General features: G+C 60.3%; 23 protein-coding genes. 15 read left to right on the top strand and 8 right to left on the bottom strand.

Annotation, left to right across the window (positions count from 1 at the left end):
* Nucleotides 1-180: 180 nt before the first annotated feature.
* On the top strand, nt 181-1944 hold the full coding sequence (locus B0H98_RS07315) for a S8/S53 family peptidase (protein ID WP_106374411.1): 1764 nt from the start codon (nt 181-183) through the stop codon (nt 1942-1944).
* Between the two features lie 63 nt (nt 1945-2007).
* Here B0H98_RS07315 and B0H98_RS07310 read toward each other — a convergent pair whose 3' ends face one another.
* A complete protein-coding gene (locus tag B0H98_RS07310) occupies nt 2008-2751 on the bottom strand; it encodes a YoaK family protein (protein ID WP_106374410.1) in 744 nt (247 codons plus the stop codon).
* Between the two features lie 267 nt (nt 2752-3018).
* Here B0H98_RS07310 and B0H98_RS07305 point away from each other — a divergent pair, with 267 nt between their 5' ends.
* The 4 genes from B0H98_RS07305 (at nt 3019) to B0H98_RS07290 (ending at nt 7430) form a co-directional block, all read left to right on the top strand.
* On the top strand, nt 3019-3237 hold the full coding sequence (locus tag B0H98_RS07305) for a DUF1656 domain-containing protein (protein ID WP_106374409.1): 219 nt from the start codon (nt 3019-3021) through the stop codon (nt 3235-3237).
* A 25-nt stretch (nt 3238-3262) separates the two neighbouring features.
* On the top strand, nt 3263-4135 hold the full coding sequence (locus B0H98_RS07300) for an efflux RND transporter periplasmic adaptor subunit (protein ID WP_106374408.1): 873 nt from the start codon (nt 3263-3265) through the stop codon (nt 4133-4135).
* A gap of 3 nt (nt 4136-4138) precedes the next feature.
* Nucleotides 4139-6211 (top strand): FUSC family protein, encoded by a 2073-nt coding sequence (locus B0H98_RS07295; protein WP_106374407.1) that lies wholly within the window; start codon nt 4139-4141, stop codon nt 6209-6211.
* Nucleotides 6212-6953: 742 nt separating this feature from the next.
* A complete protein-coding gene (locus tag B0H98_RS07290) occupies nt 6954-7430 on the top strand; it encodes a DUF805 domain-containing protein (RefSeq protein WP_106374406.1) in 477 nt (158 codons plus the stop codon).
* Nucleotides 7431-7594: 164 nt separating this feature from the next.
* Here the strand turns inward: B0H98_RS07290 and B0H98_RS07285 are convergent, their stop codons facing one another.
* Genes B0H98_RS07285 through B0H98_RS07270 form a run of 4 tightly spaced genes read right to left on the bottom strand, consistent with a single transcriptional unit; the run spans nt 7595 to nt 11599 of the window.
* The gene (locus tag B0H98_RS07285; protein ID WP_106374405.1) at nt 7595-8770 is read right to left on the bottom strand and encodes a mandelate racemase/muconate lactonizing enzyme family protein; all 1176 of its coding nucleotides are present in this window, start codon (nt 8768-8770) and stop codon (nt 7595-7597) included.
* A gap of 17 nt (nt 8771-8787) precedes the next feature.
* The gene (locus B0H98_RS07280) at nt 8788-10059 is read right to left on the bottom strand and encodes a TRAP transporter large permease (RefSeq protein ID WP_106374404.1); all 1272 of its coding nucleotides are present in this window, start codon (nt 10057-10059) and stop codon (nt 8788-8790) included.
* The gene (locus B0H98_RS07275; RefSeq protein WP_106374403.1) at nt 10056-10634 is read right to left on the bottom strand and encodes a TRAP transporter small permease; all 579 of its coding nucleotides are present in this window, start codon (nt 10632-10634) and stop codon (nt 10056-10058) included. The genes B0H98_RS07280 and B0H98_RS07275 overlap by 4 nt, the downstream gene beginning before the upstream one ends.
* A complete protein-coding gene (locus tag B0H98_RS07270) occupies nt 10634-11599 on the bottom strand; it encodes a sialic acid TRAP transporter substrate-binding protein SiaP (RefSeq protein ID WP_106374402.1) in 966 nt (321 codons plus the stop codon). Before B0H98_RS07270 ends, B0H98_RS07275 begins: the two co-directional genes overlap by 1 nt.
* A 146-nt stretch (nt 11600-11745) precedes the next feature.
* Between B0H98_RS07270 and B0H98_RS07265 the strand changes: the two genes are divergently transcribed.
* Nucleotides 11746-12441: a FadR/GntR family transcriptional regulator gene (locus tag B0H98_RS07265; protein ID WP_146130242.1), complete on the top strand. Its 696-nt coding sequence runs from the start codon at nt 11746-11748 to the stop codon at nt 12439-12441.
* A 17-nt stretch (nt 12442-12458) separates the two neighbouring features.
* Here the strand turns inward: B0H98_RS07265 and B0H98_RS07260 are convergent, their stop codons facing one another.
* The gene (locus B0H98_RS07260) at nt 12459-13211 is read right to left on the bottom strand and encodes a potassium channel family protein (protein WP_106374400.1); all 753 of its coding nucleotides are present in this window, start codon (nt 13209-13211) and stop codon (nt 12459-12461) included.
* A gap of 280 nt (nt 13212-13491) precedes the next feature.
* Here B0H98_RS07260 and B0H98_RS07255 point away from each other — a divergent pair, with 280 nt between their 5' ends.
* Together B0H98_RS07255 and B0H98_RS07250 are read left to right on the top strand one after the other, a co-directional pair.
* Nucleotides 13492-13920 (top strand): DUF2231 domain-containing protein, encoded by a 429-nt coding sequence (locus B0H98_RS07255; protein ID WP_106374399.1) that lies wholly within the window; start codon nt 13492-13494, stop codon nt 13918-13920.
* Nucleotides 13917-15329 carry a PQQ-dependent sugar dehydrogenase gene (locus tag B0H98_RS07250; protein WP_106374398.1) on the top strand — a complete coding sequence of 471 codons (1413 nt, stop codon included), beginning with the start codon at nt 13917-13919 and terminating at the stop codon, nt 15327-15329. The genes B0H98_RS07255 and B0H98_RS07250 overlap by 4 nt, the downstream gene beginning before the upstream one ends.
* A 78-nt stretch (nt 15330-15407) precedes the next feature.
* Here B0H98_RS07250 and B0H98_RS07245 read toward each other — a convergent pair whose 3' ends face one another.
* Nucleotides 15408-16430 carry an SO_0444 family Cu/Zn efflux transporter gene (locus B0H98_RS07245; protein ID WP_106374397.1) on the bottom strand — a complete coding sequence of 341 codons (1023 nt, stop codon included), beginning with the start codon at nt 16428-16430 and terminating at the stop codon, nt 15408-15410.
* A gap of 71 nt (nt 16431-16501) precedes the next feature.
* Between B0H98_RS07245 and B0H98_RS07240 the strand changes: the two genes are divergently transcribed.
* From B0H98_RS07240 to B0H98_RS07210, 7 genes are all read left to right on the top strand, one after another.
* Nucleotides 16502-16933: a MerR family transcriptional regulator gene (locus tag B0H98_RS07240; protein WP_106374396.1), complete on the top strand. Its 432-nt coding sequence runs from the start codon at nt 16502-16504 to the stop codon at nt 16931-16933.
* A 90-nt stretch (nt 16934-17023) separates the two neighbouring features.
* The gene (locus B0H98_RS07235) at nt 17024-17542 is read left to right on the top strand and encodes a hypothetical protein (RefSeq protein WP_106374395.1); all 519 of its coding nucleotides are present in this window, start codon (nt 17024-17026) and stop codon (nt 17540-17542) included.
* A 265-nt stretch (nt 17543-17807) separates the two neighbouring features.
* Nucleotides 17808-20018, top strand: a complete 2211-nt coding sequence (fhuE, locus tag B0H98_RS07230) for a ferric-rhodotorulic acid/ferric-coprogen receptor FhuE (RefSeq protein WP_244183016.1) — start codon at nt 17808-17810, stop codon at nt 20016-20018.
* 87 nt (nt 20019-20105) lie between these two features.
* Entirely contained in the window at nt 20106-21092 is a 987-nt protein-coding gene (locus tag B0H98_RS07225; protein WP_106374393.1) for an iron-siderophore ABC transporter substrate-binding protein, read from the top strand.
* Between the two features lie 61 nt (nt 21093-21153).
* Entirely contained in the window at nt 21154-22131 is a 978-nt protein-coding gene (locus B0H98_RS07220) for a FecCD family ABC transporter permease (RefSeq protein ID WP_208623593.1), read from the top strand.
* A complete protein-coding gene (locus tag B0H98_RS07215) occupies nt 22128-23171 on the top strand; it encodes a FecCD family ABC transporter permease (RefSeq protein ID WP_244183015.1) in 1044 nt (347 codons plus the stop codon). The genes B0H98_RS07220 and B0H98_RS07215 overlap by 4 nt, the downstream gene beginning before the upstream one ends.
* Nucleotides 23168-23965 carry an ABC transporter ATP-binding protein gene (locus B0H98_RS07210; protein ID WP_106374391.1) on the top strand — a complete coding sequence of 266 codons (798 nt, stop codon included), beginning with the start codon at nt 23168-23170 and terminating at the stop codon, nt 23963-23965. The genes B0H98_RS07215 and B0H98_RS07210 overlap by 4 nt, the downstream gene beginning before the upstream one ends.
* A 29-nt stretch (nt 23966-23994) precedes the next feature.
* On the opposite strand, the gene B0H98_RS07205 is transcribed toward B0H98_RS07210, so the two are convergent.
* Nucleotides 23995-24912, bottom strand: coding sequence for a LysR family transcriptional regulator (locus tag B0H98_RS07205; RefSeq protein WP_106374390.1), 918 nt, complete (start codon nt 24910-24912; stop codon nt 23995-23997).
* Nucleotides 24913-24984 lie beyond the last annotated feature (72 nt).

Below are 24984 nucleotides of genomic sequence, written 5' to 3'. Positions count from 1 at the left end.
AGATAAAGAAACGAATTACAGCTTACGCTCATGCATGACGCAAGGCGAAGCGTTAGATTGATAAAAAGTTAAACCGTGGCCGCAAAGCCTTCGGGCCGGGCGCGGGCACGTTCACGTTGCGTTCAGCCGATACGTTTATGCTGTCTACCTTTCCTTCCCCAAGCCCCGTGGAGTAAGACGATGGCGGTAACGTATTGGCGCACAAGCGGGTTGGCTTCGGCGCTGCTGTTGATGTGGTCAGCGAGCAGCGCCGCAGACGAACCCTTGCGCATTGAACAGCTACAGCGCTGTGGCAACCTGCTGGAGCAAGATACTCAGGAATTCTGTCTACAGGTCAATGGGCTCGATGACAGTGGCTTTGCGGTGAAGCTGAACGGCACCCCGCTTCCCGCTGAACACCTGCGCCAGGATAACGACAAGGTGCGAGTGCGAATTTCCACGGCCGAGGCGCAAAGTGGCCCGCTCTGGTTTGAGCAGCGCGAGCAGGCAAGCAATCCCGTCTGGCTCAGCCTCAAGGGCAGCCATGTGCTGGCCGCGACGGATCAGGAAGTGGCCAGGAACATGGACGGCCTGACCACCTACGTGGACCTGATCAGCTTGATTATCGAAGAAAGCCACGATGGCGCCGAGGAGGCTCAGCGTCTGGCCGAGAAGTACGGCGCCGAAGTGGTGGGCCAGATTCCGCCGCTCAACACTTATCAGCTGCGCCTGCCCGCCAGCAATCTTGACGAGCGGGATGCACTGGTACTGCGGCTAGGTAGCGAGGTCAGCGTGGATGCCGTCGTCATCGAAGAGTCGGGAGCTGAAGAGAGCATCGAGCGCGAAACGGGCACGCCGCCCGCCGAGGATGATCAGGAGTGGGCTTCCAATCGCTTTCTGGATGCGGTGAATTACTACCAGCGCCGCCTGCCTCGAAGTGGAGATATCGACACACACCCGGTACGCATCGGGGTGATCGAGCGCGATGTCGATTTTGACGCGCCGGATTTTGCCGACTACCTGGGCGACTGCCAAGCGGGTACGCCCAGAACCTGCGTTTACGCGCGCGACGCCGCCAAACCCGACGGCCACGGAACCACGGTGGCAGGGGTGTATGCCGCAGCCTGGAATGCGGGCGGCAATAGCGGCTTTCTGCGTGGGCTGGACGAGGTAAGCCCAGGCTTTGAGGTCATCGTGGACCGCAATTCGGATGCCGGGATTACCGCCAATATCGCCGCTTCGGTGAACCTGGTGGAAGACGGCGTTCGGGTACTCAACTGGAGCTGGGGCATTCATCGGGTAGGCGCTATCGATATCGAAGGAAAAGAGGTCGATTCGCTGGTGCGCTCGGGGATTGCCATGAGCGGCTACGAGGAGCTTTTAGAAGAGTTCTTCCTGTGGCTGCGCCGCGAACATCCGGAGGTGGTGGTCGTGAACTCGGCGGGCAACGCATCCTCCTTTTCCAGCAGAGACGAATACCGCCTGCCCTCCTCCTTCGTGACCGACCAGCTGTTCGTGGTGGGCGGGCATGAGCGCAGCGAGCAGGATGTCGAGGTAGATGACCCCGATTACGTGGTCAAGCGCGATGCGTCGAATATCGACATGCGCGTGGACATCACCGCCGCGGCCTGTGTGCGTGGGTCTTCGCTGGTAGAAGGCGAGCGCGGTGAAGCCCACTGCGGCACCTCCTACTCGACGCCGCTGGTGGGCGGCCTGCTGGCGGCCATGATGTCGATCTCCCCAGCGCTTACGCCAGCGCAGCTGCGCATGCTGCTACGGCGCAGCGCCATGACCATTGGCGAGGAGTACGACTTCGAGCCGGTGGATGCCGACGATCTGACCGCGCCCATCATTCCCTCGGAAAGGGCCAACGAGCTGGATCATCCAGATATCGGCCTCTCCGCTCGTCTGGACATGTACAAGGCGCTGGATCTTACGGTGCAGAGTCTGGAGAGAGATCGTTAGATTTCCGTAGATACCCGGACTGAACGCTTCAAGAAGCCCACCCCGCAGGGTGGGCACACCTGCCTATCCGCTTGTCCTTACAGGAACCATCAGCCTGCTGGCCGTACGTACCGTGACCACGATGGCACTCACGGCAACGACAACCAAGCACACGCCCAGAGCCAGCATGGCCCTGAAGCCAAACAGATCAAACAGCGCCAACCCGATCATGCACCCGCCCAGAAATGAAAAGATCGTCGTCAGGTGGGTATATAGCTGCTTGCGAAAAGCATGCCGGTCCAGCGACTTGTCGGGAGACATGAAAGACAGCAGGAACGAGCCCAGCGCAATACCGGCATCCGTCAGCGTGCCGGTCACGTGCGTTGATCTCACCCGGCCATTCGACAGCTGCGTTGACGTCGAGTTGTGCACCCCCATCAAGAACCCCAGCATGACCAACACTTCGGCGTTAAATCTCTCCGAGAACATGAAAATCTCGAACACCGACAAGGCAGTCAACGCCACTCCTTCAGCCAGAAGAATAAGACAGAAGATGGTTCTGAACTTCTCCCCCGCGATGACCACAACGCGTGCAAGCATACTGCCGATGACAAAGGCCATGAGCAGCGCGGCCAGAAACATGAGGCCATGGGTATCGGAAGTGGCCACTTCGCTCGACATCTGAGAGGCATTGCCGGTCATGTGCGAAGGCAGAAAGCCAAAGGCGCCGAGCGCCATGGCATTGAGAATACCGGCAGCCGTCGCAAGTACCAGTGCCAGGCAACGATCTTCGGTATGCGACCGGGCTTTCTTCTTTTTGATCAGCAAGAGTCTTCTCCAACTACCTGTCAGTAAGTGAGTTCGACGCTAAGACTAAAGAATAGTTCTCATTTGTCTAATTAAGCACTTGCTTTCTCAATGGCCGCGCCCAGCCTTCAAGGCCATTGAACATCATGTAAAGGCGCTTCATGAGCTGCCGCCAAGGCAACCTCTACGCAACTTCACTATGCTGAAGATGCGTAAAACAGCTGGCATCTATTCAATAACTCGCTAAGCTCTTCTCCTTTTACATGACTTCAGGCCACGAAGGACGTTATGGGTCTTCAAGAAATCGCGTTTGGCGGCATTTACCTCAGCCCGCTGCTGATATTTGCGCTGCTCGGCTTCGTTGCCACGCTTGCAATACGCACGCTGCTTCACTGGCTGCTGGGCCAGCATACGCTGTGGTACGCGGCCTGGTTCGACCTGTCGCTGTTTGTCATCCTCACGGCTGGCATTACCTTTGTGTTTACCATTCTGCTTGCGAGCCCTTGAGAACGTCCTTAAGAGAGAATTTCCGATGCGCCATTCGCTTCGTATCCTGCTTACCCTGGTCATTGTGGCGATTGCCGTTGCTGCCGGCATCTGGCTGTGGCGCTACTATCTCTATACCCCCTGGACACGGGACGCCCGCGTGCATGCCGAAGTCGTCACCATCGCCCCGGACGTTTCAGGCTGGGTGGGCACCCTCAACGTGGCCGATACCGACTACGTGGCTCAGGGCGATACGCTGTTTGAGATAGATGACGCACGCTATCAGGCGGCGGTGGACAAGGCTCAGGCGACGGTGGGTCATCGCCAGGCGACGCTTGAACTCAACCGTGCCGAAGAGGGCCGGCGCAACCAGCTGAGCAGCAACCGGGCCATCAGCGCCGAGGACCAGCAGATCGCCCAGGTCAATTCGCGCATTGCCGCCGCCGATCTGCAGCAGGCCGAGGCTGACCTGGCCAGCGCCGAGCTTGACCTGGAGCGCACCCAGGTTACCGCCCCCGTCAGCGGCCACGTGCTCAACGTGCAGTTTGCTGCCGGCAACTATGTCAATCGCGGCACTCCTGTGCTGGCGCTGATCGCCGCCAACTCCTACTACGTGGTGGGCTATTTCGAAGAGACCAAGATGGCGACGATCAGTGTCGGTGACCCGGTGGATGTCGTGCTGATGAACGGCGATACGCACTTGAACGGCCACGTGGCAGGCATTGGCCGGGGCATCGCCGACAGCAACACCAGCCTGAACCAGCAGTTGCTGCCTCAGGTAGCGCCTACCTTCAACTGGGTGCGCCTGGCACAGCGCATCCCGGTACGCATCGCGCTGGATGACCTGCCGGACGACACGCTGCTCAGTGTGGGCATGACGGCCACGGTACGCGTGCGCCCCGCCGCGCAGCCCGAGTAAGCCATGCCGCCGCTCGTTCAAACCTACCTCATGCCCAGCGCCACAGCGGTCAAGTTTGCCATCAAGACCACGCTGGCGATGATGCTTGCGCTCTATGTGGCGCTCTGGTTTGATCTGGAGCGCCCTTACTGGGCGCTGATGTCGGCCGCCTTCCTGCAGGTTCGCCCGATGAGCGGCATGGTGATCGAAAAAGGTATCTGCCAGCTGGGCGGCACCTTTATCGGCGCCGTGGCGGGCATCGTCATCATGGCGCTGTTCGCCCAGGCCCGCATCCCGGCGCTGATTACCCTGACGCTGTGGATCATGCTGTGCACCTATGTGGGTTCGCTGTGGCGCAACAACTACACCTACGGCTGCCTGATGGCGGCGGTAACCGCGATGCTGATCGTGGTGATCTCCAGCAACAGCACCCCCGCCGGCATTTTCGAGATTGCTGCCGCGCGCCTTTCAGAGCTGGGGCTGGGGGCCATCTGCGCGATGCTGGTCAGTTCGCTGTTGTGGCCAAGCCGGGTCGGCACCCACCTGGCGACCCAAGCCGACATGGTGATCAACCAGGCGTTCGAACACGCCGCCCTGCGCCTTGAAGCCAGCGATGATATTCCCGCCATGCAAGCGGCCCTGCGCGAAAGCCTGGGCCCTTTGACGCTACTGGAAACCGACAGCCAGGCAGCCCGTTTTGAAGGCCCTGAAGGCGCCGGCCGCGTGCGCGCCACTCACGTGCTTACCCGGCGTACGCTGCGCTTTTTTGCCAATTTACAGGCGCTGCACCAGCTGATGCACGACCACGCCGACCGGCTCGACCCGCAAAGCCTCACGCTTGCCTGCCAGGTGGCGCAAGGGTTTCGTGAGGCAGAGCACGTCAAGGGCGTGGCCGATGCGCGCAAGGCACTTCAGGCGCTGCGCCATCAGGTGCACGAGTGCGATGACCAAGGCGCGCCCGCCCCGCTTGACCGGCGGCTGCGCCTGGGGCTGCGCGAATCCATCGGCCACGCCATGGTCATGCTCGATGCCCGCGAGGCGATTGCCTCCCCGGCCAGCCACACGCTTCGCTCCGCACCATTGGCCTGGCACCGTGACCGCCTGAGCGCCAGCATCAACGGCCTGCGCGCGGGTATCGTATTCGGCGTGCTGGCACTGTTCTGGATCGTGACCGCCTGGCAAAGCGCCATGATTGCCATGATGCTGGGCACGCTGTTCTCGGCGTTCTTTGCCAGCCGTGAAAACCCGGTTGCCATCACCATGATGTTCTATAAGGGCATGCTGGCGGCCATCCCCAGCGCGTTTCTGTTTGGCCACGTACTGCTTTCCCAGGCCCACGGCTTCCCCATGCTGGCGATGATCTTCGGCACGCCGCTGTTTCTGGGGCTACTGGGTGCCACCAACCCGGCCACCATGGGCTACTGCCTGGCCTTTGCCATCTTCAACATTCTGCTGACCATGCCCGGCAACGGCATGGATTTCTCCTTCGACAGCTTTGCCAATCGGGTAGTCGCCGTTGTGATCGGGCTGACCTGCGTGGTGATGGGCTTTCGCCTGCTGCCCGGGCCCGGCGCACGGCTGCGGCGGCGGCGCCTGATCAAGGCGATTTCCAAGGATATTCACCTGCTGCGCAGGCGCTCGATTCGCGCCGCCGAAACCCGCTTCAGCGGCCATATGGCCGACCGGCTCCTGCAACTCGCCCAGCACGACGACATGCTGCCCGAAGAGCAGCGCCACCTGTTCATTCTGGGCCTGACCGGGCTCGACCTTGGCACCGCCACGCTACGCCTGCGCGACCGCCTGGACGACGCCCCTCACCCACTTATCCGCCGCGCCCACCAGCAGCTGCTGCGCGCCCTGGCCAACGGCTTCGAGCAGAGCGCCAACGGCCAGATGCCCCAGGGCATTCACGCAGCGGGCCAGCAGCTGGATGAAGCCATCAAGGCCCATGGCAACGTCCCCGCCGACCGTCGGGTCCTGCTGGAAGGCCTGATCGAGCGCCTTGAGCTGGCGCTTGAGCGCCTGGCACGCATCATGGCAGAGCGCCCCAATCGCGCGCCTGCCCCACAGCCTGTTCAAGAAGTAAACCCGCACTAGGAGGACTGTTCAGCTACGGAGAATCGACATGCCTAACCGCAGTATCTAGCTCATGGTAGCCGCCATGTTCTTTCTCAATCGAAGCCTATTCAGTCCTGGACTACGCGCATTCAAGTACTGGCATTAACGTACACGGCCAACGCCCCCAATACGCCTCCTAGGGATGCTATCGCAAATGTGGCGATCCTGGGTTACGCCGGTATGCTGTTTGATCCGCCGTTGATCGGCTTTGCAGCCCCGGTTTTCACACTGCACTATGTCTTCTCAATTCTTGGCCTGTTGACCTGATGGCAATGTGCATCGTGTCCCATCACTTGAGCGCTTCCAGGCCCTGTTTAACTAGCGCTAATGTTAACTAATCTATAGGTAATTCGTTTAGTCGTACGGGCACGTCATGTGTTGGGTAAAAGCGGCTATGAGGACTCTAGATCTGACATATTGACCACATTATTGAGGACAAGGCAGACAGTGATAGCAACTCGATCAAGTAAGTAAAGGTGCCCTAAATCACCTTACGTAGTCGAGATTCAAGCTCTACTGAGGAGCTGCTATAGGCATATCGTAAAATTATGATTTTTTGAGGGCTTACATGAATGAAGCGATTTTTACTTAATAAAAAAGTGGACAAACCTGCTAATATTATGATATTTAAAGATAATTTTTATTTATGAGTTGTTACATCGAGCACTAATATTTCTAAGTAAATATTGACATTTCAACTAAATTTATTGGAAGACCATCTATGAACCTATTATCCAAAACTTCGATACACGATAGTAACAGATTTGAACATTCAGGCTCCAAACTAGATATTTTGGATAGTCGCGGTCGGCTTGGAAGGGTTCGTTTCCTGACTTACTCATTAATTATATTAACAATTTGGGCCACCGTTAACTCCACCATCAGCGTTGTTTTGCAGCTTTACTATCCTAGTTGGAGCGATGTGCTGGATATCTGCATGATTTTTTTCTCTGTCATCGCTTTAGTACTGGCAATGATCGTTTGTAAAAGAAGGTTAAATGATTTTAATACGTCAGGTTGGTGGCTATTGATATTCTTCGTACCAATCGCTTTTCCCATTCTTCTTCTATTGATGCTTTTTATGCCCGGTACCAGTGGAGAAAATCGCTTTGGCGCGACCACTATTAAAAATAGCAATTCCATTTATATTGCTCTTTTTTTACTGGTAGCACTATTTTCACTCGTGGCAATAATATAGCTTCTCAATAGTTTATGATTATTTTTTTAATAAATCACTTAGCGACAGATAACGCTATTTATAATTTTTCATGGTGAGACCGTCTAAATATATTATTTCTCGCTATTTTTTATAGTGCCGTGCGAGCGTCAAGTAGTACTAGCAGCCCGCAGGCACATACCTACCTAGACATCAATCTTGAGCGCTTCAAGCCGCTCTTCATCGATCTCGATACCCAGCCCCGGAGCGCTGGGCAGGGCGAGGCGGCCGCGGTCGAGGCTCAAGGGTGAGGTCAACAGCGCTTCGCGCAGAGGGTTGTTTGCCGATACGTCAAACTCGACCCAGGTCGGCGTATGGTTGCGGTCGGGATGTGGGTGCGGCGGCAGCGCGGCGGCGAAGTGGGCAGCGGCCATGATGCCCACCGCGCTCCCCCACACGTGGGGCGAGATTCTCAAGCCGTTCAACTGAGCCATATCGGCAATGCGCAGCGCTTCTACGTAGCCGCCACACAGGTTGAGGTCCGGCATCAGCACATCGACACCGCCGGTGGCGGCCAGCTCGCGAAACTCGACCGCATTGACCGAGGCTTCCCCCGCCGCGATACGCCCTTGGCGGCGCGACGCCAGGCGGCGGAAGCCGGGAAGGTCTTCCGGCGCCACCGGCTCCTCGATCCAGTAAGGGCGAAGTGATGCCAGGGCGGCCATGGACTCCAGGGCGGTATCCGCCGTGTAGGCGCCGTTGATATCCGCCATGATGGCCACGTCATCGCCCAGAATGCGCCGAGCGCTCTGCATGCGCTCGATATCGCTTTGGATGCCGTGGCCAATCTTGATCTTGTAGCCGTCGAACTGCCCCGCCACGCGCTCGAGCTGCGCTTCCAGCGGCAGCGCCGCCGGCTCATGGAAATAGCCGCCGGAGGCGTAGACCTGAACCGACGCCTGCTCTTCCCCACCCAGAAGCCGGTAAATCGGCAGCCCCAGAAGCTTGCCGATGCCGTCATGAAGCGCAATATCCAGCCCGCTTATCGCTGCGGCAAGCTGGCTCTGGGCGCGCACGTGGTAGAGCACGTTGGTCATTCGCCGCCAGATCACTCGATGGTCGAAGGCGCTCTGCCCCACGTAGGCCTCGCGCAGAATATCCAGATAGGCAAGCGTGGTCTTGGGCGGCCCGTAGCATTCGCCGATACCGATAATGCCGGTGGCAAAGCGCACGAACACCAGGGTAGCCATACGCGCATGGCCAATTTCCCGCGCGCTGCCGTAGCCGCCGTCCGCCGGCAGGTAGCTGCCGATGGGTACCATGTCGATAGCCTCGATGATCGCATCGCGGGCAACAGAACGGTCATTGTGCAGATGATTCATGCAACTAAGTCTCCAGGCTAGATCAGGCTAGGCAGCCATAGCGTCAAAGCGGGAATGAAGGTAATCAACAAGAGCGATACTAAAAGCGCTGCGATAAAGGGCAGCGTTGCCTTGACCGCTCGCGGGAACGAGATATCGGCAACACGGGCCAGAATAAACAGCACCAACCCCACCGGCGGCGTCAAAAGCCCGATCATCAGGTTCAGTACCATGATGATGCCGAACTGAACAGGGTCGACCCCGGCCTGTACGGCCAGCGGCAGCAGTACGGGCGTCAGGATGGTGATCGCGGCCACGGTTTCCATGAAGCAGCCTACGACCAGCAGAATCAGGTTGATCAGCAGCAGAATGACAATCGGGTTGTCGGCAACCGCCATGACCGCCCCGGCAAAGGCCGTCGGCACGCCTTCACGCGTGAGTATCCAGGCAAAGATCGAGGAAGCCGCCACGATCAGGAGCACTACCGAGGTCATTTCGATGGTTTCACGAAACACCGCCATGATCTGGCGCCAGCCGGCGCTGCGGTACACAAGCGTTGCCAGTACCAGCACGTAGGCCACCGCTGCAATGGCGCTTTCGGTGGGCGTAAAGATGCCCAGCACGATGCCGCCCACAATGATCACCGGAATCATCAGCGACAACGACGCGTGCATGAAGGAAGAAAGCAGGCGCGCCACTGAAAAGCGCTCGCCAATCGGATAGCCGCGCCGGTGGGAAATGACGGCCACCATCAGCATCAGCATCGCTGCGATCAAAAGCCCCGGTACGATGCCGGCAATGAACAGCTGGCCAATCGAGGCCGAGGCCACCACCCCGTATACCACCAGCGGCAGCGACGGCGGAATGATCGGCCCCACGGTCGAGGAGGCGCCGGTGATTCCCACGGCAAAATCGACGTCATAGCCCTGGTCACGCATCGCCTTGATTTCAACGGCACCTAAGCCGCCGGCATCGGCAATGGCCGCGCCGGACATGCCGGCGAAGATGACCGAGGCGCCAACGTTGACGTGCCCCAGCCCACCGCGGGTCCACCCGACAATCGAATTCGCAAAGCGGAAGATGCGCTCGGTCACGCCGCATACGTTCATCAGGTTGCCCGCCAGAATGAAGAACGGTACCGCCAGAAGCGGAAAGCTATCTACCCCGCCCACCATGCGCTGAATCAGAATGATGTCCGGAATCTTGCCCGAGACGAGCAGGTAAACCAGCGACGACCCGGCCAGCGCCACCGCGACAGGTGCACCCACCAACAGCAGGCACGCCAGCGCCACAAACAGCAGAATGATCATCCCCCCTCCTTGCCGCGCCAACAGGCAATGCCCTGGCGCGCCATACGAAATGCCATTGCCGCGCAGGCCACGGCGATCACGGTGTAAAGCCAACCCTTGGAGATGGGCAGCGTGCTCATGCTGGAATTCCACACCCGCTGCCCTACCTGCCAGGCAAGCCAGGCCACGTAGCCAAAGAACGCGGCGCTCAGCAGGTTATTGAACCCGCGCAGCCAGCGCTTGGCCCTGGCGGGCAGCATCAGTTCGAGAATCTCGACGTTGATATGCGCGCCTCGCGAGGCAGCCCCCGCCGCGCCGATGAACACCAGCAGCACCAGCAGCATGCGGGCGCCCTCTTCGGTCCAGCCAATCGAGTGGTTGAATACGTAGCGCGACAGAAACTGCGCAAACACCACGCCACCCAGCAGGATCATGACGCCAAGCGCTATGTGGTCTTCAAGAACCCACTTCGGCGCCGGAGTAGTGTCACTTGCGGTGGGCGACAACCCGGATTCCCCCCCGGCCGCACTTTCGCGGCCGGGAGATACCGACATCGACGTCATCGCATCCCGACGCGTGTCTTTATCGGTTTGCATTACTCGATCGCCTCCAGGCGCTGGTATTGATCGGCGCTCCAGCCCACGCTCTCGCCGCTCAGGCTCGGCCTGACTTTTTCAGCGAATGCATCACGATCCACTTCGTGCACTTCGGTACCCTGCTCCTGGAACCAGGACACCAGATCGAGTTCCTGCTGGTGAATATCCTGGCTGCCCTGCTCGGCCGCTTCCTGAAAGACGTTGCGGAACAGCGTCTGGTCCTCTTCGGAAAGCTGCGACCAGCTATTGCCTCCCATGATGATCGGCTGACTATCGAAGATATGGCCGGTCAGGGAGATGTCCGACTGCACCTCTTCAAACTTCATCGCCTTGATGATGGGCAGCGGGTTTTCCTGACCATCCACGACGCCCTGTTGCAGCGCCAGATAGACTTCCGAGAACGCGATTGGCGTCGGGTTGGCGCCCACGGCTCTTGGGAACATCAGCAGCAGAGGGGCGTCCGGCACGCGAATCTTCATGCCCTGCATGTCTTCCGGCGTGAGAATCGGCTTGTTGGCCGTAACGTGGCGCTGGCCAAAATAGATCAGACCCAGCGGTACGTGCCCGGTGGTGTCTTCGTAGCCCTGGGTAAGCTCCTTGAACAGATCACTTTGGGAATAGGCGATCCAGTGGTCGAAGTCGCGGAACACGAACGGCGCGCTGCCCAGCGCAATCGGCGGGTAGGCGTTACCCGCAAAGGCGTTGCCGGTATAGATGATATCGACCGTACCCAGGTCCAGCCCTTCGTTGAGCTCAACTTCGTTACCCAGCTGGGAAGAGGGAAACACCTCGATATGGTGGCGACCTTCGCTACGCTTTTCGATCTCTTCCGCCGCCCACAAGGCCCACTTGTGATGGCTGTGGCTGGCCTCGTAGATATGCCCGAAAACGAAGTTATCCGCCTGAGCAAAAGGGGTGATGGAAAGTGCCAAGAGCAGCGTGGTCAGTTGATGGCGAGCGCGCATTGTTGTCTCCTTATTGAGTGCTTGAACCAACCACCCAAGTACACGCTGGCTAAACAAATTTATCAATTTGTTTAGAATCAACTTTGCAAAATAACGCCAGTGCATTGTTTTTAAATAAAAACAGCCCGGGAAGAGAGTTTGACAACGTGACAACAAAGACAAAGGTCGAAAAGGCGAAAGACCTGTACGACGACATGCGCAACTGGATTCTTCGCGGCCAGTATCTTCGCGGCGCCCGCCTGCCTACCGAAGCGGAACTGGCAGGCCGTTACGCGCTCAGCCGCAGCGCGACACGCCAGGTGATTGCCCAGCTAAAGGACGAAGGCCTGGTTGCCTCCCGCCAGGGCTCCGGGCTGTTTGTCGTCGCCCGCCCCACCACCGCGCTGGATGCGCCCAACTTCGTCAACAACTTCAGCGACCTTATCGCCCTGTTTGATTTCAGAATGCTGATTGAAACGGAATCGGCGGCGCTGGCGGCAGCAAAACGCAGCGACAGCGATATGCAGCGCCTGGAAGAGAAGAGCCGTATTCTAAGAAAAGTGCATCAAAACGGCGGGCAAGGTACCCAGGAAGATTTCGACTTTCACGTCCAGATCGCCAAGATTGCCGAAAACAAATTTCTGCTGAGCTCGGTACTGGCCCTGCAAACCGGCGTGGTCTTCTCCGTCAAGTTGGGGCAAAAAACCTCGGATCTTCCGCGAATACTGCAGTCCCGGCAGGTCACGGAAGAGCACAACGCCATCATCGATGCGATTCGTGAAGCCGACGCTGAGAAGGCCCGAACGGCCATGCAGCGCCATATCGAGGCATCGCTTTCACGCATTCTGCACGGTGATTCGTGAGCGGCGCACCCTGCGCACTATTTTCCGCGCTTGTTCTGAAACTCATCGCTAAACGCCGCCGCCAGAATGCCGGTGGGCATGGCAATAAGCCCGATGCCCGCCACGGCGGTTAGCCCGGCAAACAGTTTGCCAAGGGCGGTCATTGGCGTGACATCGCCGTAACCGACGGTGGTCAGGGTAGCGATGCTCCACCATAGCGCGCGCGGTACGCTGCCAAAGGCTTCTGGCTGTGCGGCGGCTTCCACCACGTAAAGGCAGCAGGAGGAAAACAGCAGCAATAGCCCGGCCACGCCGGCGCTTAGCCACAGCTCGTGGGAGCGGGATTTCAAGGCATCCGCCAGCGCCGACCACGCCTGACTGAACCGGCCCAGGCGGGCAAGTCGCAGCATGCGCGTCAAACGCAGCAGACGAAGTAAAAACGCATTGTTGTGGCTTAGAAAGCCCAGAAAATAGGGCAGGATAGCGATCAGGTCCACCAGCGCCCAGAAGCTGAAGATATAGCGAAGCCGCCCCTTCAAGCCGCGGTAGCGCGGGTCCTCGCCGACGGCATAAAGCCGCAGGCTATACTCGGCAGTAAAAAGCGCCACAAACAGCGTCTCCAGCGCCATAAAGAGCCCGGGCGCTCGATCACGAAGCGTGGGTTCGGTCTCGAGGATAGCGGTCAGCGAGGCAAGCAGGATCAGCGCGCAGATGACCCGGTTGATGACTGAAAGACCAATCTGCTCACGCGCCTCAGGCGCCAGCTGCTGGTAAAGACGGGCTCTCTTCATGGCCTGCGTTTTCTCTTATGAAAGACGGGTTATAAAAGATAGGTAACCGCCAGTCGCTTGATTCACCAGCCTTCGCGGCACTCGTCATGTTAAGGCAATATGCCTATGTATAGTGAGCTCGGTTGCTGATAGTGATGTTCTGGGGCGTTTGTTTTACCCGTCGCACCGCATCGTTTGGGCACGCCCCCTACGCCTCAACTATACTCCGCCCGAACGCTCATGGTTTTGCCGCCCGAAAAACGGCGCAAGACTCAGCTTACTCAGCAAGGGAGAGCCTGCCATGGTGGCAACTACTGATCGCATCTATCGAAGTGCGCTGCACCCGATTCACGCCGTACTGCTTGCAGGAACCCTGCCGCTTTTTCTGGGTGCCTTGTTAAGCGATTACGCCTACTCAACGAGCTACCATATCCAGTGGAGCACTTTTGCTTCCTGGTTGATCGCTGGCGGCCTGGTGTTTGCAGGCTTTACCCTGCTGTGCGCGGTGATCGGCCTGATTCGTGCCCATCGGCGCAGCGTGCTTGGCTGGGTGTATCTACTTCTGCTACTGGTTACCTGGATACTGGGCTTTATCAATGCGCTGGTTCACGCCCGTGATGCCTGGGCCATGATGCCGACTGGCCTGGTTCTTTCCGTTATCGTCTGTGTACTGACCTTCGCGGCCATCGTGATTGGTTTCGCCCGTCCCACTGCCGGAGGTAAAGCATGAAGCTTTCCCGCGTTTGCTATGTCACCCCGCTTTCCATGCTGCTGGTTGCCGGTGGCGCCAGCGCCCAGCAGCTTTACGGCCCCAACCCGGACCTGCCTGAACCCCAGCGTGGGCTGTTGCCGGAAATGACGGTACCCGAGCCTGCCGAGTGGGGCGACCGGATGCCTACCGTGCCCGAGGGTTATACCATCAGCATGATTGCCTCTGACCTCAAGGTGCCGCGGCAAACCATCATGCTGCCCAACGGCGATATTCTGGTAGCCGAAGGCAGCGGCGGCAATGCGCCGGCGCTGAAACCCAAGGACGTGATTGCCGGTTACATCAAGGATCAAGGCAATACCGCGGTGGAAAGCGGCGACCGTCTGACCCTGCTGCGCGACGAAAATGGTGACGGCAACTACGAACAGATGATTTTCGCCGAAAACCTGAACGCACCTTACGGCCTGGCGCTGGTGGACGGTAATCTGTATGTGGCCAACCAGGATGCCCTGGTGCGCTTTGACTACGAAGAGGGACAAACCGAAGCCAGCGGCCCACCGGAAGTGATTGCCCAACTGCCGGCCGAAATCAATCACCACTGGACCAAGGCGATGACCGCCAGTGCCGACGGTGAATACCTGTATGTGGGCATCGGCTCGAACAGCAATATCACCGAGCGCGGCATGGAAGCAGAAATCGACCGTGCCGAAGTGTGGGAAATCAACGCCGAAACCGGCGCCTACCGCCCCTACGCCACCGGCCTGCGCAACCCAACCGCCTTGACCATTCAGCCGGATACCGACCAGCTCTGGGCGGTGGTGAACGAGCGCGATGAGCTGGGCCCGGACCTGGTGCCCGACTACCTCACCACTGTTCAGGAAGGCGGCTTTTACGGCTGGCCCTACAGCTACTGGGGCCAGCACGTTGACCCGCGTGTACGCCCGGAAAATCCTGAAAAAGTCGAAGCCGCCATTGCTCCGGATTACAGCCTGGGCTCCCACGTGGCACCCTTGGGCGTGGACTTCTCCACCCCTGCCATGGGCGAGGAGTACGCAGAAGGCGTGTTCGTGGGTGAGCACGGCAGCTGGAACCGTACCGACCCGGTCGGCTACAAGGTCAGTTTCATTCCTTTCAGCAACGGCCAGATCTCTGACGGCGACCCGATTGATTTCGTCACCGGATTTCTTACCGATGACGGCCGGGCACTCGGCCGCCCGGTCGGCGTGACCGTTGACCCGGAAGGCGCGCTGATCATCGCCGACGACCTGACCAACGCCATCTGGCGGGTAACGCCGGATAACCCGCCGGTAGCGCAAGCGCCGGATGCAGAAACACCTGAAGCAGAAGCGTCCGAAGCGGACGTGTCCGAAACAGATACCCCTGAAACACAAGCCCCCGCAGAAGAGCCCGAACAGCCCTCAGACACCTGATAGGCTGACGGGCAATCAAACGCCGAGTGGGCTTCCACTCGGCGTTTTGCGTTCAGTCGGTTTTAAGCACAGAGTGACTCAAAATCCCAGCAGCTGCCGGCGAACCGGCCGAATGGCCACCAGTGCCAATGCACTCAGCGCCAGCCACTCAAACCACATGGGCAACAGCTCCTGTATCGTACTGGCCTGCTCCACCGGGTTCCAGCCGGTCATGCCCAGTACCGTATCAAACGTCCAGCCTACCAGCACGGTTACCGCCAGCACACTGGCGAGATAGACGGCCAGCGCGGGCGTACCCAGCTCGCGACGCAGGATGGCAAGTGTCGCCAGACTGGTGATCGGCCCTGCCAGCAGAAATACCAGCGCCATGCCCGGAGAAATCCCCGCCAGCAGCAGCCCGGCCGCCACCGGCGTGGCAGCAGCCGCGCAGATATAGAGCGGAATGCCCACCACCGCCATCAGTATCAGCGCCAGCAGGCCGCCGGAGTAATAGGCCAGCGTATCCGGCGGTACCAGCGTAACCAGCACCCCGGCCAGCAGCAGGCCCGCAAACATCCACGTACTGAGATCATCCAGCAGATCGCTGAACGCATAGCGCAGCCCGGCTTTCAGACCCACCGGATTGCCGGTATCTGGCTGAGGCGCCTTGCAACCCGATGATGCGCAGCATCCGCTGGATACGGCGGGCGTGGATATCTGCTTTTCACGAGTAAATCCCACCAGCACCCCGGTCACGATAGCAGTTACCAGCGCCCCCGCCACGCGCACGATGGCCATCAACGGGCCAAGCAGTACGCTGGTCAGCAGAATGGAATCCACGCCCACCCCAGGCGTACTGATCAGAAACGAGGTAGTGGGCCCGCGCCCCGCACCGCCCCGGTGAAGGGCAATGGCGGTCGGAATGGCGCCGCAGGAGCACAGCGGCAACGGCATGCCGATCACCGCCGCACGCACGATGCTGCCCATGCCGCGCCCGCCCATCCAGCGCTGTAATAAGCTCTCCGGCAGCCACGCCTTGATCAGCCCGGCAATCACCAACCCCAATAGCAGCCACGGGGCCGCCGTCAACGCAATCTGCAAAAGCTCCGAAACCAGCGCCATATCATCACCTGCTTGTCCGCGGTAGTAATAGCGGCTAGCCTAAACTCTGTAATCGTTACAGGGTCAAGCCGATGAAAACTGCTTATCGCATTGGCGAAGTGGCTAAGCGCACGGGCTGCTCGCCGGAAAGCATCCGACATTATGAAAAGCTGGGGTTGCTGCCGTCACCCAGGCGCAGCGAACAGGGCTACCGCTATTACGATCAGGCGGCAGTAGAGCGCATCGGCTTCATTCGTCACGGGCGCAGCCTGGGGCTTGACCTGCACAGCATTCAGGAGCTGCTGACACTTTCCGATCATCCGGATACCGACTGCGGCGCGGCCGACACTATCGCTACCCGCCATCTTCATCACCTGGAAGCACGCATTGCCAAGCTGCAGGCGCTGGCCGGCGAACTGCGTCAGGTCATTCACCAGTGTCGGGGCGGCAAGGCCGCCGACTGCCGAATCATTCAGACGCTTTATGACCACACACCCGCCTGCAGTGAAAGCGGGTGTGGATAACGCAAGGCAAAGAACACTGAGCCAAAATGGCCGCATGTATCAGGCCGTATCGACTACAGTGAAGGGATGGCATCAAAAAAGGAGCAGTACATGATCGAAACAAGGGAAGAACTCGACGACATCAAAAAGGTCTGCCGCACGATGGTTACCCGCAGTTCGAGCCTTTCGGCCGGGGCCGCCATCGTGCCCATTCCCGGCGTGGATGTGGGATCGGATGTGGCCATCCTGTTAAGGCTGATCCCCAAGATCAACGAGAAGTTTGGCCTGACGCCGGAGCAGATCGACAGCCTGGATACGGAATCCAAGATCATGGTGATGACCGCCATCTCGAACGTGGGCAGCAAGATGGCCGGCAAGTACATTACCAAGAAGCTGATCGTCATGCTGCTGCAGAAGATGAGCGGCAAGATAGCGGCCAAGAACGTGACCAAGTACGTGCCGTTCATCGGCAGCGCCGTGGCCGGCAGCATCAGCTTTACCGCGATGAAGTACATGGGCAATAGCCACATCGACGACTGCTATGAGATTGCCCTGGCCGCCATGGAAAACAGCCTGCCCGCCTCAGATGCCGAGCCTGTACCGGGGTTATCCCCATCCGAGCGTGAGTGACCAGCCCCTTCGGCATTGACCTCCAGCGCTATTTACACCATCAGGTAACTACTGCCGCGCACCCACCACCGGGTGGGCGGCATACTGTTTTCCGATACCCTAGAAAGCCAGTCTCGACAGAATTTGAAAAAATAATCGAGGACACCTGCAAACACTAAACATTCTCAAGCGCATTTACATTTAAGAACCGTTTTTATATGATCCTTGGCTATTAATATGCATAAAACTGCAAATAAGCGCGGCCAAGCGCACCTCAAGGGATCTTATGAAAACGTCATCACATCATGTCTTGAACATGACACGCCACGGCGTGCCTCACCATGCGGTTGTCAGTGGCTCTCGTTCCTGGCGGTGCGTTACGCTGACCGCGCTTGTTTCTGCCTCCGTACTTGCATCAGGCAGTACCCTGGCACAAAGCGCTGATGGCAACTCCCAGGCGATGGAAACGGTCACCGTCACGGCGACCAACCTTTATGACAACGTAGGCTATACCCGCCGCAGCACCAATGCCGGCACCGGCCTGACGCTGACCCAGAAAGAGCTGCCTCAGGCGATCAGTATCGTGACCGAGCAGCGCATCCGCGACCAGAACCTGGACTCCATCGAAGAGGTGCTGCGCAACACTACCGGCATCTCGACACGTAACATCGATAGCGAACGCGTTCGCTTTGACTCCCGCGGTTTTCGCATCAACAGCTTCCAGTACGACGGTATCCCCACGCTCAACCGTGATGGCCGCTGGTACTTTGGCGAAGGCCGCCTGAATACGGCCATCTACGACCGGGTCGAGGTGGTTCGCGGGGCAAACGGCCTGACGACCGGCTCGGGCAATCCGGGCGCATCGGTCAACTTCGTGCGCAAGCGCGCCGACAGCCGCGAACTGACCGGCTCGATTTCCGGCACGCTAGGCAGTTGGGACAAGCGCGGCAGCACGTTTGATGTGACAACGCCCTTGAGCGCCTCCGGCGACGTGCGCGCCCGCTTTATCGGCGGCTATGAAGAAGGCGGTGCCCATCTGGACCGTGAAGACAAGCGCCGCACCTTCGGCTACGGCGTGATCGATGCCGATGTGACCGACGCCACCACGCTCTCGCTGGGTTTTGATTATCAGGACAGCCACACCTCCTCGCCCACCTGGGGTGGCCTGCCACTATGGTTCGATGACGGCACGCCGACCAACTACTCGCGCTCGTTCAGCGTCGCGCCGGACTGGTCCTACTACGATTTCGAATCCGAAAAGGTGTTTGCCGAAATCAGCCATCAATTCGACAACGGCTGGCAGGCGCGCGTCGTGGGCACCCATGAAGAAACCGACATGGACGGCAAGCTGGCCTACCCCTACGTGGAAGGCACCTTGCCCAACCGCGCGGATGGCAGCGGCGTGTTCTTCTATACCGGCTGGAACCGCGGGCACCGCGAGGTCGACTCCGTTGACGCCCAGGCAAGCGGGCCGTTCGAACTCGCCGGGCGCGAGCATGAGCTGGTCATCGGCGCAAGCTACAGTGACCAGAGCAACGACTACGAGAATACCTTCATCGATGGCTTCGAAGTCGATGACTTCAACAACTGGAACGGCGCGGCCCCCAACGAAGGCTGGGCGCCCTTTGCCCCGTCTGAAGCCTCCAGCACGCGGCAAAAGGCCATGTACTCCGCCGCTCGCTTCTCGCTTGCCGACCCGCTCACGCTGATTGCCGGCGCGCGCTATACCGAGTGGAACGGCATGACCGAGTTCCGCCGCCTGGACCGTCAAAGCCAGTATGAAGTCACGCCCTACGGCGGCCTGGTGTTTGATTTCAACGACACCTACTCAGCCTTTGCCAGCTACACCGAAATCTTCGAGCCGCAGGACTATCTTGATATCAACGGCAGCTATCTGGACCCGGTCGTGGGCAAGAGCTACGAGACCGGGCTAAAAGCCGCCTGGCTCGACGGCCTGCTGAACGGCTCCGTCTCGGTCTTCCGTATCGAACAGGATAATGTGGCAGCCGCGCTGCCGGGCGCACCCGGCCAGACCGAAACGGTCTATACGGCCGCCGAGGGCATCAAAAGCGAAGGCTTCGAAGTGGAGCTGAGCGGTGCCGTGACCGACGACCTGGACATGACCGTCGGCTACTCCCACTTCACCGCCAAGACCGACGACGAGACGCTCAACATCAACCAGCCGCGCTCGCTGTTCAACCTGTTTGCCAGCTACAGCGTGCCCCAGCACCGCGCTCTCACCGTGGGTGGCGGGGTCAATTGGCAAAGCAGCCTGTTTGCCAACAACCTGACCACTCCGGCCGGTATTCCCAGCGAGTTCGAGCAAGGCGACTACACCTTGGTCAACCTGTTCGGCCGCTATCAGTTCACGCCTGACTTGAGCCTGCAGGTCAACGTCAAGAACCTGCTCGATGAGAAGTACTACAGCAACGTAGCGGGCTACGGCGTTTACGGCGAGCCCGCCAGTATCTCCTCTACCCTGCGCTACGCGTTCTGACACCAGGCGATGATCTTACGCTGACACGACCGCCTCCCTTGGGTATTGGCCGAAGGGAGGCGCTCACATCTTGAACGGGAGAACACGATGATCTGGCTGCCTGACCGTAAAACCCTCTGCCTTGCCGTGCTTGCCACCCTCGGCCTTGCGCCGACCCTGGCAGGCGCGCAGCAATTTCCGCTGGAAATCGAACACGCACTCGGCACCACGGTACTGGCTGAAAAGCCCGAACGCGTCGCCACCGTGGCCTGGGCCAATCACGAAGTGCCGCTGGCGCTTGGCGTGGTGCCGGTGGGTTTTGCGGCGGCCAACTTTGGCGACGAGAACGGCAGCGGACTGCTGCCTTGGGTGAAAGCCAAACTGGAGGCACTGGACGCCGCTCCCCCGGCCCTGTTCGATGAAGGCGACGGCATCGATTTTGAGGCCGTGGCCGCAAGCCAGCCCGATGTCATTCTGGCCGCCTACTCAGGCCTCAGCCAAGCCGACTACGCTACCTTGAGCCAGATTGCCCCGGTAGTGGCCTACCCGGAAGGCCCCTGGGCCACGGATTGGCGCGACATGATCCGTCTGAACAGCACCGGCATGGGCATGGCGGAAGAGGGCCAGGCGCTGATCGAGGATATCGAAGCGCAGATTGCCGACACCGCCGAAAACCATCCCGAGCTTGCGGGCAAGACCGCCATGTTCGTCACTCATCTCGATCCCACCAACCTGGGGCGTATCGCCTTCTACACCGACAACGACGCGCGGGTACGCTTTTTCCACGACCTAGGTCTGGTGTCGCCGGAAGTGGTCAAGCAGAACTCCACCCCGGGCAAATTCTCCGGCGAGATCAGCTCCGAGCTGATCGATGAGCTTGACGATGTGGATATTCTGGTCACCTATGGCGGCCAGGCGCTGATCGATCAGCTCAACGCGCACCCGCTGACTTCACGGCTGCCGGTGGTAGAGCGCGGCGCGATTGTGCTGCTCGGCAATACGCCGCTGGGCACGGCGGCCAACCCTACCCCCATGTCGATTTCCTGGCTGCTGGACGATTATGCCGACCTGCTCTTTGAAGCTGCACGTCAGTAACCGCAGCACAGCCTTTACTGGCTCAGCCGTTGCCGCCCTTAAACAACACGCCGCGCGCCGAATGGCGGGCGGTGCAGTGCTGCTGGGGCTTCTGGGCCTGGCCGCCATGCTCTCCGTGGCGCTGGGCGCGCGCAACGTGGGCTGGGCGGAAATTACCGCGGCGCTGAGCGGTCAGGTGGACACCATGGGCGATGCTGCCGTGGCCAGCCGCCTGCCGCGCACGCTGCTGGCCATGCTGGCCGGGGCCGCGCTTGGGGTTTCCGGCGGTGTGATGCAGGGGCTGACCCGCAACCCCTTGGCCGACCCTGGCCTTCTGGGTGTCAACGCCGGGGCCGCGCTTGCCGTGGTGATAGGCATTGCCTGGTTCGGTATCGCTGAGACGCAACGCTATATCTGGACCGCCATTGCCGGCGCGGCGGTGGCGGCCTGCGCGGTTTACGCCATTGCAAGCCTAGGCCGGGGTGGCGCCACGCCGCTGCGCCTGGCGCTGGCGGGGGCCGCGATTACTGCCGCCCTCAGCTCGCTCACCACCGCCGTGGTACTGCCCCGGGGCGATATCGGCGGGCTGGTACAGTCCTGGATGGTGGGCGGCGTCGGCGGTGCGACCTATGACCAGCTGTTGCCGGTGCTGCCGTTTCTGGCAGCCGGGTTTATCATCAGCCTGCTCGCCGCGCGCAAACTCAACATGCTGGCCTTGGGCGATGACACCGCCGCCGGGCTGGGGGAAAAGGTAGCCGTGGCCCGCGCCATGTCGGCGGTAGGTGCCGTGCTTTTATGCGGGCCGATTACCGCCGTGTGTGGGCCGATTGGCTTTGTGGGGCTGGTCGTGCCCCACGCCTGCCGCCTGCTGGCCGGTAGCGATTACCGCTGGCTGCTGCCCTTCTCCGCGCTGGGCGGTGCGGTGCTACTCACGTTCTCCGATGTCGCGGGCCGCATGGTAGCCCACCCTGCCGAGCTGGATGTGGGCATCGTCACCGCCTTTGTCGGCGCACCGGTCTTTATCTGGATCGTGCGCAACCGCAAGGTTGGCTCGCTGTGACGATCTCTTCGACCGGCACGGCGGCTACCTTCCGCCAGATACGCCGGGCAACCGCCCGACGCCGTGCCAGGATGATCTTCGTGCTCATGGCCTGCCTGATGGCAGGTGTCGTGCTCACCCTGATGCTCGGGCAGTCCTTCACACCGCTTACCACCGTGCTGCGCGTACTGGGCGGCGCCGACGTGCCGGGCGCGACCTTTACCGTGCGCGAGCTGCGCCTGCCAAGGGCCGTGGTTTGCGTGCTGGTGGGCGCCAGTTTTGGCCTCGGCGGCATCGCCTTTCAGACCCTGCTGCGCAACCCGCTGGCAAGCCCCGACATCATCGGTATCAGTACCGGCGCCAGCACCGGCGCGGTGTTTGCCATCGTGGTGCTCTCGCTCAGCGGCCCGGCGGTCTCGCTGGTAGCCATTGGCGCGGGGCTCGGCGTGGCGCTACTGATTTACACGCTCTCCTGGCGCCAGGGCGTGACCGGCGCCCGACTGATTCTGATCGGTATCGGCCTAGCCGCCATGCTGCAAAGCGTTACCGCTTACCTGCTGATGCGCGCCCCCAGCTGGACGCTGCAGGAAGCCCTGCGATGGATCACCGGCAGCGTCAACGGCGCTCAGCTGGATCAAGCGCTGCCGCTGTTCATCGCCCTGCTGCTGTTCGGCGGGCTGCTGTTCAGCCGCCGCCAGGACCTTGAAACCCTGCGCATGGGCGATGACCTGGCCGCCGGGCTGGGCGTTCGCTTAGGCGTTACGCGGGCGGTAGTGGTCATCACCGCCGTGGCGCTGGTGTCGTTTGCCACCGCGGTTTCTGGCCCCATTGCGTTCGTGGCGTTTCTATCAGGCCCGATTGCCGCAAGGCTGATGGGCCGGGGCGCCTCGCTGCTGGTGCCTTCTGCCCTGGTGGGGGCGCTTCTGGTGCTGCTGGGCGACTACGCGGGCCAGTTTCTGCTGCCTGCCCGCTACCCGGTCGGCATCGTGACCGGCGTGCTGGGCGCGCCCTATCTTCTGTATCTCATCCTTCGTGACAACAAGACCCGAGGCACCCTATGAGCGCTTCCTCACTACTCGCCCAGGACCTGGTGGCAGGCTACGGGGAGCGCACCATTCTCGATGGCGTCAGCCTGAAGGTACCCGCCGGCCACACCACCGCCATCGTAGGCGCCAACGCCTGCGGAAAATCCACGCTGCTGCGCGTACTTGCCCGCCTGCTTACCCCCGCCAAGGGCGGCGTGCTGCTGAACGGCAAGGACGTTCACCAACTGCCCTCCCGCCGCCTGGCCCAGCAGCTGGGCTTTCTACCCCAGTCGCCCATCGCGCCGGAAGGCATCAGCGTGCTGGAACTGGTCAGCCGCGGCCGCCACCCGCATCAGGGGCTATTCAAGCGCTGGAGCGCCGCTGATGAAGCCGCCGTGGCCGACGCCCTGGCCGCCACGCACATGAGCGAGCTTGCCGAGCGCCACGTGGACGAGCTTTCCGGCGGGCAGCGCCAGCGGGTATGGATCGCCATGGCGCTTGCCCAGCAGACCGACGTGCTGCTGCTCGATGAACCCACCACCTTTCTGGACATCAACCACCAGGTCGACGTACTCGACCTGCTCACCGACCTCAACCGCGAGCGCGGCACCACCATCGTCATGGTGCTCCACGAGTTGAACCTGGCCGCCCGCTACGCCGACCAGCTGGTCGCCATGGCGGGGGGCAAGGTATACGCCGTCGGCCCGCCGGAGAAGATTCTGACCGAGGCGATGGTGCGCGACGTGTTCGGCCTGCAAAGCCGGGTAATAGAAGACCCGATCACCGGCAAGCCGATGATGATACCGCTGGGGCGGCATGGCGGAAGGTAAAATGGTGTTTCCAGGCTGGGCGCCTCTTGTCATTCAGCTAACGTACCGGGTAACGGCTCCTCCATCAGCATCACTACCCAATCAATGAACGCACGCAGCTTGGCGCTGACATGCCGGTTTGGCGGAAATGCAATAAATAGCGGCATGGGATCCAGGTGCCAACCATCGAACAGGCGTACCAGTTCGCCACGCGATACGTGTTCCCGAGCCATGTACTCGGGTAGCGAGACAGCGCCGAGCCCCGCCAGCCCTGCGGCAAGCGCGGCATTGCCATCATCGACGGTAATCCGGCAGCGCCCCTGAACGCTGACACTCTCCGATTCGCCGTGCAGGGTATAGGCATAAGCCAGCCCGGCCCGCCACTTGAAACCGACGGTGTAATGCGGCGGGCTGGAGAGCACGTTAGGGTGTTCAGGTACGCCTACCGTTTGTAGATAGCCAGGCGCGGCGTAAATGCCAAGGCTCAGCTCACCTACCCGGCGTGCCATCAACGATAAATCGGTAAGCTCCCCGCCGCGCACCACGCAATCCACGTTTTCATCGATCAAATCCACCAAGCGGTCGCTTACCCCCATATCGATGTGAATGTCGGGGTATTGGGCATAGAAGGCCGGCAGGGCCGGTATCAGAATCATGCGAGCAAAGGGGCTTGGCACATCGATTCGAAGCCGGCCACGGGGCGTCGCCGAGGCGTGGGAGAGGCTGGTTTCAGCATCGTCCATATCGGCTAATAGCCTGATGACGCGTTCGTAGTAGGCTGCGCCATCCGCGGTTGCATTTACCTTACGCGTGGTACGGTTAAGAAGCTTCACCCGCAAGCGCGCCTCCAGTTGCTGCACCAGTTGGGTAACGCTGGTCTTGCTGATATGCAGCGTTTCAGCCGCCTTGGTGAAACTTCCTGTTTCGACAACCCGGGCAAATGCCTGCATGGCATGAAAACGGTCCATTATGCTGATGCCGCCATGTGATTGTTTGGAAAGTGCAAACAGTGTTGATCAGGACTTGGCGTTTATCCACCG

Source organism: Vreelandella songnenensis, assembly GCF_003002925.1.
In the GTDB taxonomy this organism is placed as follows: domain Bacteria; phylum Pseudomonadota; class Gammaproteobacteria; order Pseudomonadales; family Halomonadaceae; genus Vreelandella; species Vreelandella songnenensis.
The sequence above is the reverse complement of the archived record's forward strand: the minus strand, read 5'-3'. Positions and strand labels throughout refer to the sequence as shown.

Bases quoted from the DNA above. Each gene is read 5' to 3' on its own strand.
- B0H98_RS07315 (WP_106374411.1), top strand. From the start codon at position 181: ATGGCGGTAACGTATTGGCGCACAAGCGGGTTGGCTTCGGCGCTGCTG.
- B0H98_RS07305 (WP_106374409.1), top strand. From the start codon at position 3,019: ATGGGTCTTCAAGAAATCGCGTTTGGCGGCATTTACCTCAGCCCGCTG.
- B0H98_RS07300 (WP_106374408.1), top strand. From the start codon at position 3,263: ATGCGCCATTCGCTTCGTATCCTGCTTACCCTGGTCATTGTGGCGATT.
- B0H98_RS07295 (WP_106374407.1), top strand. From the start codon at position 4,139: ATGCCGCCGCTCGTTCAAACCTACCTCATGCCCAGCGCCACAGCGGTC.
- B0H98_RS07290 (WP_106374406.1), top strand. From the start codon at position 6,954: ATGAACCTATTATCCAAAACTTCGATACACGATAGTAACAGATTTGAA.
- B0H98_RS07285 (WP_106374405.1), bottom strand. From the start codon at position 8,770: ATGAATCATCTGCACAATGACCGTTCTGTTGCCCGCGATGCGATCATC.
- B0H98_RS07280 (WP_106374404.1), bottom strand. From the start codon at position 10,059: ATGATCATTCTGCTGTTTGTGGCGCTGGCGTGCCTGCTGTTGGTGGGT.
- B0H98_RS07275 (WP_106374403.1), bottom strand. From the start codon at position 10,634: ATGCAAACCGATAAAGACACGCGTCGGGATGCGATGACGTCGATGTCG.
- B0H98_RS07270 (WP_106374402.1), bottom strand. From the start codon at position 11,599: ATGCGCGCTCGCCATCAACTGACCACGCTGCTCTTGGCACTTTCCATC.
- B0H98_RS07260 (WP_106374400.1), bottom strand. From the start codon at position 13,211: ATGAAGAGAGCCCGTCTTTACCAGCAGCTGGCGCCTGAGGCGCGTGAG.
- B0H98_RS07255 (WP_106374399.1), top strand. From the start codon at position 13,492: ATGGTGGCAACTACTGATCGCATCTATCGAAGTGCGCTGCACCCGATT.
- B0H98_RS07250 (WP_106374398.1), top strand. From the start codon at position 13,917: ATGAAGCTTTCCCGCGTTTGCTATGTCACCCCGCTTTCCATGCTGCTG.
- B0H98_RS07245 (WP_106374397.1), bottom strand. From the start codon at position 16,430: ATGGCGCTGGTTTCGGAGCTTTTGCAGATTGCGTTGACGGCGGCCCCG.
- B0H98_RS07240 (WP_106374396.1), top strand. From the start codon at position 16,502: ATGAAAACTGCTTATCGCATTGGCGAAGTGGCTAAGCGCACGGGCTGC.
- B0H98_RS07235 (WP_106374395.1), top strand. From the start codon at position 17,024: ATGATCGAAACAAGGGAAGAACTCGACGACATCAAAAAGGTCTGCCGC.
- fhuE (WP_244183016.1), top strand. From the start codon at position 17,808: ATGAAAACGTCATCACATCATGTCTTGAACATGACACGCCACGGCGTG.
- B0H98_RS07225 (WP_106374393.1), top strand. From the start codon at position 20,106: ATGATCTGGCTGCCTGACCGTAAAACCCTCTGCCTTGCCGTGCTTGCC.
- B0H98_RS07220 (WP_208623593.1), top strand. From the start codon at position 21,154: ATGGCGGGCGGTGCAGTGCTGCTGGGGCTTCTGGGCCTGGCCGCCATG.
- B0H98_RS07210 (WP_106374391.1), top strand. From the start codon at position 23,168: ATGAGCGCTTCCTCACTACTCGCCCAGGACCTGGTGGCAGGCTACGGG.
- B0H98_RS07205 (WP_106374390.1), bottom strand. From the start codon at position 24,912: ATGGACCGTTTTCATGCCATGCAGGCATTTGCCCGGGTTGTCGAAACA.